Consider the following 10,167-nt stretch of genomic DNA (forward strand, 5'->3'; position numbering starts at 1 on the left):
CCTTCTAAACAGATTTCTTAAACTATTTATTAAATTAATTAGTATATTATTAAGTATCTATAATATAATATTACTAAAACTTTTTTTATTTTTTGATGTTAGATAGATTTGTTGTTAAATCATGCTATCAGTAAAATATAAAAAAACTTAAAAAAATTATAAGATATTTTTTATCATTTCATTACCTCAAAAAAGTTAATATTAACATTGCAAATAATCTATTACTAAAATTATTATTGCATTATAACATTTTATATTTATTGGTATTTTATTATTTTATATTTGTTATTTATATTTGCTATATTATGAATATATATTATTTTATATTTTAATGTAATTTAATATAATTTAATTAATTATTATAAGAAAAGGTGAAAGAATGGAAAATTTAAGATATATTGATTTAGAAAAGCTTGAAAAAATGTTCATGGGGACTTATTGCGATATTAGGGTAGGTTTTGGAGAATCCAACCATATAATTCTAAAAGATGGAAATATCGATGAAATTTCATCTGGTATGAGTGCAGGAGTATCTGTGAGGGTGCTTTATAAAAATGGATGGGGGTACGCAACTTCAAACAAAGTAAATCTAAATGAAATAGAAGAACTAATACAGAAAGCATATAAAATTGCCAAAATTTCTAATGAAAACTCCAAGAAAACTGTGGTTTTAAAGGATGTAAAAACCTATGAGGACTACGTTAAATCAAATGCAAAAATAAATCCTGAAAATATCGGCACCGACGAAAAAAAGGAATATTTAATGCTTGCTCATGAACATATGAGTAAAAATGATACTGATGAAAATAATAAAATAGTGAGCACCTCTGTGGCATATTCCGATGCTGTTGGGCATTCTTTATTTATGAACAGCGAAGGAACAAAAATTGAATATGAAAATATGCGAGTTTTAATGTATATGACCGCAGTTGCAAAGGACACCACATTGCAGTATGCTTCTGAAAGGCTTGGTGGAGATGGGTTTGAGGTTATAAAAGAAGGAAATATATCTCAAAAAGCAGAATATGCAAAAAATAGAGCGTTAAGATTACTTAGTGCTAAACCATGTCCAAAGGGAGAGTTCAATGTAATCCTTGACCCTGAGCTCGCAGGTGTATTTATTCATGAGGCGGTTGGTCATGCCTCAGAGGCTGATTTAGTTTTGCAGAATGATAGCGTATTTAAGGACAAAATTGGAGAAGTCGTTGGAAGTGAATATGTAACTGTAATCGACAATCCATTGATAGAAGGTTCTTTTGGATACTATAAATACGATAGTGAAGGAGTAAAGGGAAGCGAAACCAAAATAATTGAAAATGGAGTTTTAAAAAACTATCTACACACCCGAGAGACTGCGGGAAGGTTAAATATGGAAACCACTGGAAATGCAAGAGCTCAGGGATTGAACAAACCTATTGTTAGAATGAGCAACACCTACATACAGCCGGGAGATTGGAAATTTGACGAGCTCCTACAAGATACAAAAAACGGCATATTCTTAAAAAGTTCAAGGGGGGGTCAAGTCGATACAGGAAAGGGACTGTTCCAATTCAATGCAGTTGAGGCATTTTTAATTGAAAATGGAGAATTAACTACGCCTTTAAGAGATGCGGGGCTTAGTGGTGAAATATTGAACATTCTTCATAATATAGACGCAGTGTCTGATGAATTTAAATTGGGTGTTGGATACTGCGGTAAAAATGGTCAGAGCGTTCCAGTTGGAGATGGTGGCGGAAGTGTGAGAACTAAAACTATATTAAGTTAAAAATATTAAAAATTTTTATTTAAATAAGAATTAAAATTAAATTAAAAAATATAAAAATAAATTAAAATTAAATAAAACTCTTCGAGTTTTATAGCTCACCTTCATTTCATTCAGGTGATTAAATAAAATCCTATGGGATTTTATAGCTCACCTTCATTTCATTCAGGTGATTAAATAAAATTGAGGTATTATTATGATTCTAATAAAAGGAGCTCTAATAGACAACAGCATACAGGACTTATTAATTGAAGGAAATAAAATAAAAAGGATTGGAAAAAATTTAGTAGATAAAGAAAATCTAAATGAAAAGGACTTAAAGATAATAGATGGTAAAAATAAAATAGCAATCCCCGGACTTGTAAATACCCATACACACATACCTATGACCCTTTTTAGAGGGGTTGCCGATGATTTGCCACTTATGGAATGGTTGAACGATTACATCTGGAAGATGGAGGCAAAATTAAACGAAGATATTGTTTATGCAGGAGCTTTACTTGGATGCGTGGAGATGATTAAAAGTGGAACAACAACATTCAATGACATGTATTTTTATTTAGACGGCATAATTAAGGCAGTAAAAGAAACTGGCATTAGGGGCTTTTTGGCATATGGAATGATTGATTTATTTGATGAAGAAAAAAGAGAAAAAGAGCTTAAAACAAGTGAAGAAACCATTAAACAAATAAAAAAACTGAACGACCAAAGGATAAATCCCGTATTGGGACCTCATGCACCATATACTTGTTCAAAGGAGCTCCTAATGGAAACCCACAACATGGCTAAGGAATATGATGTTCCGATACACATTCACATGAATGAAACTCTGGATGAGGTAAAAACCATAAAGGAAAAAACTGGAATGAGACCTTTTGAATATCTGAATTCCTTTGGATTCTTTAATGATGTAAAGGTAATATCCGCCCACTGCGTCCATCTTTCAGAGGATGAGATAAATATTATAAAAAATAGAAACATAGCAGTATCTCACAATCCAGTAAGCAACTTAAAACTAGCCTCGGGAATAGCTCCAATTCCAAAACTTATGGAAAATGATATTTTAATCACCCTTGGAACAGATGGATGCGGAAGCAATAACAATTTAAACCTTTTCGAAGAGATAAAAACAGTTTCCCTTATTCATAAAGGAATATCATTAAATCCAACTGTTGTCAATGCCAACGAGTCATTTAATTTTGCCACAAAAAACGGAGCCCATGCCCTTGGTTTAAATGCTGGTGAGTTGGTGGAAGGAGCTCTGGCTGATGTTGTATTAATAGATTTGGATAAACCCTATTTAATACCAAAGGAAAATATTAGCTCCCATTTAGTTTATTCATTTAACGGGAATGTAGATATGGTCATAATCGATGGAAATATTGTTTTAAATGATGGAAAAATGGTAAATATTGATGAGAAAAAAGTTTATGAAATGGCAGAAAAGGCATATTCTAAATTATTGGGGTGTTCGACATAAAATTTAAATTAGATTTGTGGTATTTATGAAAAATGTGGCACTAATTTATCCAAACAAGTTTAAAGGAGGCATCTCCTGTTTAGCAATGCATATTTTACATCATCATTTAAATAAATACCCTGATATAAACTGCAATATGTATTTTATCGAGAATTGCAACGAAATAAAAAATAAAGATGCTATAATCATCACCCTACAATATGAAAACGATTATTTTAATGTGGTTAATATAATAACCAAATTAAGGCAAAAAAACCCAAATGCTATTTTTATAGGTGGTGGTCCCTGTGCAATCGCCAATCCTTTGCCATTGAGCGGTTTTTTTGATGCCTTTGTGATTGGTGAGATTGAAGGCACAGACATTATGTATGAGCTCATCCATAGAAAAACTGATTTAGAAGGAGTTTATTATCCAAAACTTGATGGAGTAAATAAAGAAGATTTTAGAAAGATAAAGAGAATTTACCCAAAAAAAATAACAATAGAGGATTATCCAACAAATCAATTTACCCATCCATCTGGTGCATATGGAGATGCTTTTTTGCTGGAGATAGGAAGGGGATGCCCAAGAAGATGCAGATTTTGCATGGCAAAAAGCATATATTACCCGCCGAGATTTAGAAAACTTGACGACTTAAAGTATCTTGTCGATGAAGGACTAAAACACACAAAAACAAATAAAATTGCATTAATATCTCCATCTGTTGGAGATTATAGGCATATAATTGATTTATGCCACTACATAAAGGAAAAAGGCAATATTTCAATATCTCCATCATCACTAAGGGCAGATACCATAAAGGATGAGCTCCTAAAAATCCTAAATCTTAAAACTCTTACAATAGCACCAGAAGCAGGAAGCGAGAGATTAAGGGAATATATAAAAAAGGATATATCAAATAATGATATTTTAAATGCTTTGGATATTGCAAAAAATAACAAAATTCATAAGGTAAAATTATATTATATGGTTGGACTTCCAACTGAAACCGAAGAAGACATTGAAGAAATAATAAATTTATCTAAGAACATTAAAAAAGATTTTAGGAAAGTAGAAATAAGCGTAAATCCATTTATTCCAAAACCACATTCTGAATTTGAAAACGAGCTATTTAATTTAGAATCAAAAAGTAATATAAAATATATTGAAAAATCCTTAAAAAAATTCAATGTAAAGGTAAATTACGAAAATTTTAACTCCATGGTTATTCAGTGTGTTTTGTGTCGTGGTGGTGCTGAACTATGTGATTTAATAAAAAATTACAATAAACCAGTGCAGTTTTTAAAGTATTTGAAAAAAAATAATTTATTAATGAATTATACAAATCTTATAAAAAATTATATATAAATAATATAAATGCTGAATTAATTTTTATTATAATTTAATTTTATAAATTAATAATAGAAAAAGAAAACAAAGATCGTGAAATATACATAAAATCAAAGATTTTATATTTTTTCACTGAAAAAAAAGAAGAGCGTGAAATTATGGCGATATTAGGACTTGTAGGAAAACCAAATGTGGGAAAATCAACTTTATTCAATGCAATGACTGAAAAAGTTGCAGATATTGGAAATTATCCATTTACAACAATAAACCCAAACATTGGAACATCCTTTGTGAGCTCACCCTGTCCATGTAAAGAACTAAACATCCAATGCAACCCAAATAATTCAAAATGTATTGATGGGATAAGATACATACCCGTTGAAATAATAGATGTTGCTGGACTTGTTCCAGAGGCTCACAAAGGAAAAGGTATGGGAAACAAATTTTTAGATGATTTAAGGCAGGCTGATGCCTTTATAGTGGTTGTAGATGCAAGCGGTAAAACAGATTTAGAGGGAAATTCAACTGAAAATCACAACCCAGCAGAAGATGTTAAATTTTTATTGGATGAACTCGACATGTGGATTTATGGAATACTTACTAAAAACTGGGATAAGTTATCGAGAAAGGCACAACAGCAAAAGAACACTTCAAAAATAATCTCTGAGCAGTTAAGCGGGCTCAATATCTCAGAAGAACAGGTAGATAATGCTATTCGTAATTTAGACGATAGCCCTATAAAATGGACTGATAATGACCTTTTATATTTGGCAAAAACTCTTAGAAAGCTTTCAAAACCTATGATTATAGCTGCAAACAAAGCAGACCATCCTGATGCAGAAGAAAATATCAAAAAGTTAAGGGAAGAATTTAAAGACTATATTGTAATACCTACATCAGCAGAGATAGAGCTCGCATTGAAGAGAGCTGAAAAGGCGGGAATTATTAAGTATGATAGAACTAAAAATGATTTTGAAATAATAAATGAATCCTTAAATGACGCACAGAAAAACGCCCTAAATTATATGAAGGAATACCTAAAAAAACATAATGGAACTGGCATACAGGAGCTCCTAAACAGAGCATACTTTGACCTATTGGATATGATTGTTGTTTATCCTGTTGAGGATGAAAACAAATACTGTGATAAAAAAGGAAATGTCCTTCCAGATGCCTATTTGGTAAAAAAGGGAACCACTGCAAAGGATTTGGCATTTAAAATACATACAGATATAGGGAATAAATTTATATATGCCGTTGATGCTAGAAAGAAAATAAGAATCGGTGCAGACCATGAGTTAAAAGATGGAGATATAATAAAAATCGTATCTGCGGCTTAATTTTATTAATTATTATTTAATATTAATTTTTTTGGTGATAATATGGAAAACGAATCAAACATTAAAGAGATAGCTAAAAATATGAAATGCCCAATATGTGGAGGGGATGACTGTATAAATAAATCTGCGGTAGAGCTCTACTTAAAGATGATAAAAATGTTCTTCAAATATCAAGATAATGAAAGCGATATTACCTATAAAAAATATCCAACAGTTGGGGAAATAGGAGAATGCAAAACAACATCGAAAAGAATATGGCTGTGCCCTTACTGCAAAAAGCCATTTGAATCAAACTACGAACTGGGAAAGGTCGTGGTTAAATGTCCGCACTGTGATAAAACGTTATGTATTCCAGTTTCAAACAGAACCTTTTGCTAATCTATTTTTTAATCTATCAAACAATTCATCAGGCGTAGGTTTTTCTGCCCCTAAGTATTTAACAACAAGGGAGCCATATTTTAAATACTCCCTTTCAATAGGTAAATCCCCAACAAATAACCCAGGACAGTTATTTAAAAACCATCCATCATAAGTTAATACCAATTTTCCATTTTTCAGCTGTGGAGAATATGGTCTTAATCTGCAAATCAGCGGTCTTACCTTATATATAGAGCATTTATTATTTTTTAAAAATACGCATTTACCTTTAACTTCTTTTAACTCGCCGTATGTTCCATCAAAATATGTTAAATATTTCTTAACAGTCTCTTCAAAGGATATTTTCAAGTATCCACTTATATTTGCTATATCCTTTTTTGTTAGTGTTGGAGAATCACAGCATTTTCCACACATTCTACATGACCATGCTATTCCTTTATTATCTACCTTAATTTCCATGTTTTCACTTTTATATTAAATTTTAACTTTTTATTTTTTTATAATATCGTAATACCCTGATAAATAGTTAAGCACATTATGTATTTTTAAATGAATATTTTTAGGAAGTCGATACAATATATATGCAAATATTATTCCAGTAATTACATCAATAATCCAGTGCTGTCCCATAAATAGGGTCGAAATAGGTATTAATATACCAAGTGCATAGAAAAAATATCTTATTTTACTTTTTTCATCCTTAAAATGAAGTGCCATAAGAACAGAGTATGCAGTATGCAGGGAAGGAATTTCGTATGTTGGTTTTGTACATATCCATAATAAATTATCATTTACTAAATCATGTGCAACTCCAACTTGAAATGGAGATTGAACTACAAAAAATGTATAAATTAACCCTGCTATAAGCCATCCAAATGCAATATCTACCAATATTATATCTGATTTTAAATAATCTCTCTTTATAATTAAATAATAACCAATTCCTCCAACTATACAAAATGTAAATAAATATAAATAAATTATTCTAAAAAATTCTATTATTATGAATGGTGAAGTTTGAAGAATATTATAAAATTTGGCATTGCATAATGGAATATAATGTAGATAATAAGTAAAATCAAGTGGGGTAATTATTTGAGAATACCACATCAAACCCCCCCATAAAATATAAACAATAGGGTATGTAATTAATCTTACTATTATTTCCTTCATTGTATCCCCTTCTATGGGAAATATATATTTAACTCCTTAATACAGGAGCTCACAAGTTTAACAGTTTCATCTAAATCGGTAATATCAATTACCTCAACTGGCGTATGTATATATCTGGAAGGAACCGATATTACTCCAGTAGGTATGCCTTCCCTCGTTAAATATATTGCAGTAGCATCAGTTGTCCCGCCTTCTCCAACTTCATACTGGATTGGAATATCGTATTTCTTTGATACTTCCTTTACCATATTTAAAACTTTTGGATGGGTTATTAAACCTCTTCCAGAGGCATCTATTATTCCAACTACTGGACCTTTGCCTAATTCAACAGGAGCATCTTCCAATTTTATACCTGGATGGTCTCCACAGATTGTTACATCAAGGGCAAACGCCACATCTGGATTAATACCAAAAGCTGATGTTCTTGCACCTTTTAATCCAACTTCTTCCTGAACGGTTCCCACGAAATATACCTGACAGTTTAATTCCAATTCACTCAATTCTTTTGCAACTTCCAATAAAACAGCGCATCCTGACCGGTTATCGAATGATTTACATGACACTCTGTTGTTGCCGAGCTCGTCAAAATCAGATTTAAATGAAATCCATGAACCTATTTCTACACCCATTTTTTGAGCGTCTTCCCTATCTTTTGCCCCTATATCAATAAACATGTCTTCGTATTTTATTAATTTGTTTCTTTCACTTTCTTTCATTTTATGAGGAGGTTTTGAACCTAAAACGCCTACCAAATCTCCTTTATTGGTATGCACAATCACTTTCTGATTTAAAAGCATCTGGTCATTTATTCCTCCGATTTTTGTGAATTTTAAAAATCCATTATCATCTATGTATTTTACCATCAATCCAATCTCATCCATATGTGCTGCAAACATTATTTTAGGTCCATTATTACCTTTTTTTGCAATTAAATTTCCAAGTTTATCAACATATACTTTATCGCAGTATTTTTTAAGTTCTTTTTTCATTATATCTCTTATTCTATCTTCTCTACCTGAAATACCTTCTGCTGTTGATAATTCTTTTAAATAATCAAGCACAGCCATTATATCACCTTTTTTTTAGAAAAATATTAAAAATATTTTATAATATATAGAATTACAATATGATGAGTGAGTATATATTACTTACTAAATTTCCTGCAATTCAAAATAATTTCTCTGCTTAACGACTATTATGGGGATGCCCATATCAACAAGCTTTCTCTTTAAATCTTTGTCATTTGTGCATACAACAATTTTATTGTTATTATTCTTTTGATACTTTGCATAATTCAATATTATTTCATCGGCATACTTTCCATTGTTATAATCCTCTGTTTTATATTTTTTAATTAAAGATAATAGTATATTTATGGAAAATTTCTCCTTACCCTTCAATTGAGTTTTAAGTTTTTCTAATTCTTCCTTTATGCAATTGAGTATTACCACTTCATAATTATTTAGTATTCTGCTGAACTCATAATCTATATTTATATTATGTTTAATGGCGTATATTAAAAAATTTGTATCTGGTATTGTTATTGTCATCCTATCACTTATTTTTTTAATTAAGAATTTATAATATCATCATAATATTATATAACAAAATATTTATTTAAAGAGTTCATTATTTAACTCCTTTAAGGTATGCCATTGTTTATCCTTATTGGACAGTATTGGTTCATCGATAAGCCAATTAATACTTATATCCTTATCATTCCAAATTACTCCGCATTCATATTCAGGGGCATATTTATTATCCACCTTATAAACTACCTCTGCCTCATCACTTAAAACGCAAAAACCATGGGCAAATCCCCTTGGAATATACAATTGATGTTTATTGAACTCAGATAGCACAACTCCTACCCACTGCCCAAATGTTGGAGAGTTTCTCCTTAAATCTACAGCAACATCATAAATAACCCCTTTAATGCACCTAACTATTTTAGCTTGTGCATAAGGTTCTTTTTGAAAATGTAATCCCCTTAAAACACCATAACTGGATTTAGAATGATTATCCTGAACAAATTCTCCTTTTATACCTGCATTTTCAAAATCTTCTTTTTTATAGGTTTCTAAAAAAAATCCTCTTTCATCTCCAAAAACTTTTGGTTTTATTAAAATTACCTCTGGAATCTTGGTTTTTTTGAATTCAAATGGCACAATATCCCTCCTTTTATAGTGTAATCAAAAAGTAATTAGGCAAAATCCAAAGATTTGAATGAAACTCGAAGAGTTTTAGCTTGAAATCAGAGATTTTGATTTCGTTGCTCACTTGCTACTGCAAGCAATTACTATATTTTATTGGAGATTTAATATAAAAATGTTTTAACTTATTCCGCAAGAAGTTTATGTACGATGTTCGAGATAATATTTAAAAAATTTTTATGGTAGGTTTTTTAAAATAAAAAAAGCTTAGGATAAACTGTAAAATTTAATATTAAAATATTTTGCCCAATAATATTTTTTAACTTATTCCGCAAGAAGTCCCCTTCCGTAAGGGAGGGGATGAATTGCGGGCAAATATTTATGTAGTATAACATAGTTATAATATATTTTTGTGATAACTATGGAAATATAAACTTGATAAAGGATGTCATTCAGTATATTCTTTATATTATCATCTTATTATTGTAGTTAAATATAGAAGAAAAATATTTGTAAATAACAATATAATAGATTTTCTTAAACAGAAGATA

The 10,167-nt window shown here is 30.4% G+C and carries 10 protein-coding genes and 1 pseudogene; 6 read left to right on the plus strand and 5 right to left on the minus strand.

Going from position 1 to position 10,167, the window contains the following annotated elements:
• Nucleotides 1-379: 379 nt before the first annotated feature.
• The 5 genes from F7B34_RS05685 to F7B34_RS05705 all read left to right on the plus strand — a co-directional run bounded on the left by F7B34_RS05685 (nucleotide 380) and on the right by F7B34_RS05705 (nucleotide 6,290).
• A complete protein-coding gene (locus F7B34_RS05685; RefSeq protein WP_292460870.1) occupies nucleotides 380-1,765 on the plus strand; it encodes a TldD/PmbA family protein in 1,386 nt (461 codons plus the stop codon).
• Nucleotides 1,766-1,958: 193 nt separating this feature from the next.
• Nucleotides 1,959-3,242 carry an amidohydrolase gene (locus tag F7B34_RS05690; RefSeq protein WP_292460871.1) on the plus strand — a complete coding sequence of 428 codons (1,284 nt, stop codon included), beginning with the start codon at nucleotides 1,959-1,961 and terminating at the stop codon, nucleotides 3,240-3,242.
• Between the two features lie 25 nt (nucleotides 3,243-3,267).
• Complete coding sequence (locus tag F7B34_RS05695; RefSeq protein ID WP_292460872.1) at nucleotides 3,268-4,590, plus strand: radical SAM protein; 1,323 nt, start codon at nucleotides 3,268-3,270, stop codon at nucleotides 4,588-4,590.
• 140 nt (nucleotides 4,591-4,730) lie between these two features.
• Nucleotides 4,731-5,912 carry a redox-regulated ATPase YchF gene (locus tag F7B34_RS05700; RefSeq protein ID WP_292460873.1) on the plus strand — a complete coding sequence of 394 codons (1,182 nt, stop codon included), beginning with the start codon at nucleotides 4,731-4,733 and terminating at the stop codon, nucleotides 5,910-5,912.
• Between the two features lie 81 nt (nucleotides 5,913-5,993).
• Complete coding sequence (locus tag F7B34_RS05705; RefSeq protein WP_292460879.1) at nucleotides 5,994-6,290, plus strand: hypothetical protein; 297 nt, start codon at nucleotides 5,994-5,996, stop codon at nucleotides 6,288-6,290.
• Here the strand turns inward: F7B34_RS05705 and F7B34_RS05710 are convergent.
• The 5 genes from F7B34_RS05710 to rfbC form a co-directional block, all read right to left on the minus strand.
• Entirely contained in the window at nucleotides 6,270-6,749 is a 480-nt protein-coding gene (locus F7B34_RS05710) for a YkgJ family cysteine cluster protein (RefSeq protein WP_292460874.1), read from the minus strand. The two genes, F7B34_RS05705 and F7B34_RS05710, sit on opposite strands and share 21 nt — an antisense overlap.
• 30 nt (nucleotides 6,750-6,779) lie before the next feature.
• A complete protein-coding gene (locus tag F7B34_RS05715) occupies nucleotides 6,780-7,463 on the minus strand; it encodes a phosphatase PAP2 family protein (RefSeq protein WP_292460875.1) in 684 nt (227 codons plus the stop codon).
• An 11-nt stretch (nucleotides 7,464-7,474) separates the two neighbouring features.
• Nucleotides 7,475-8,530, minus strand: coding sequence for a M42 family metallopeptidase (locus F7B34_RS05720; protein WP_292460876.1), 1,056 nt, complete (start codon nucleotides 8,528-8,530; stop codon nucleotides 7,475-7,477).
• An 84-nt stretch (nucleotides 8,531-8,614) separates the two neighbouring features.
• Entirely contained in the window at nucleotides 8,615-9,013 is a 399-nt protein-coding gene (locus F7B34_RS05725) for a PIN domain-containing protein (RefSeq protein ID WP_292460877.1), read from the minus strand.
• Nucleotides 9,014-9,076: 63 nt separating this feature from the next.
• Complete coding sequence (gene rfbC, locus F7B34_RS05730) at nucleotides 9,077-9,631, minus strand: dTDP-4-dehydrorhamnose 3,5-epimerase (RefSeq protein ID WP_292460878.1); 555 nt, start codon at nucleotides 9,629-9,631, stop codon at nucleotides 9,077-9,079.
• A 410-nt stretch (nucleotides 9,632-10,041) separates the two neighbouring features.
• Here rfbC and F7B34_RS07830 point away from each other — a divergent pair.
• A pseudogene (locus tag F7B34_RS07830) lies at nucleotides 10,042-10,167 on the plus strand (transposase); the annotation flags it as partial.

This window comes from Methanothermococcus sp. (assembly GCF_015523155.1).
Classification (GTDB): Archaea; AGJL01; Methanococci; order Methanococcales; family Methanococcaceae; genus Methanofervidicoccus.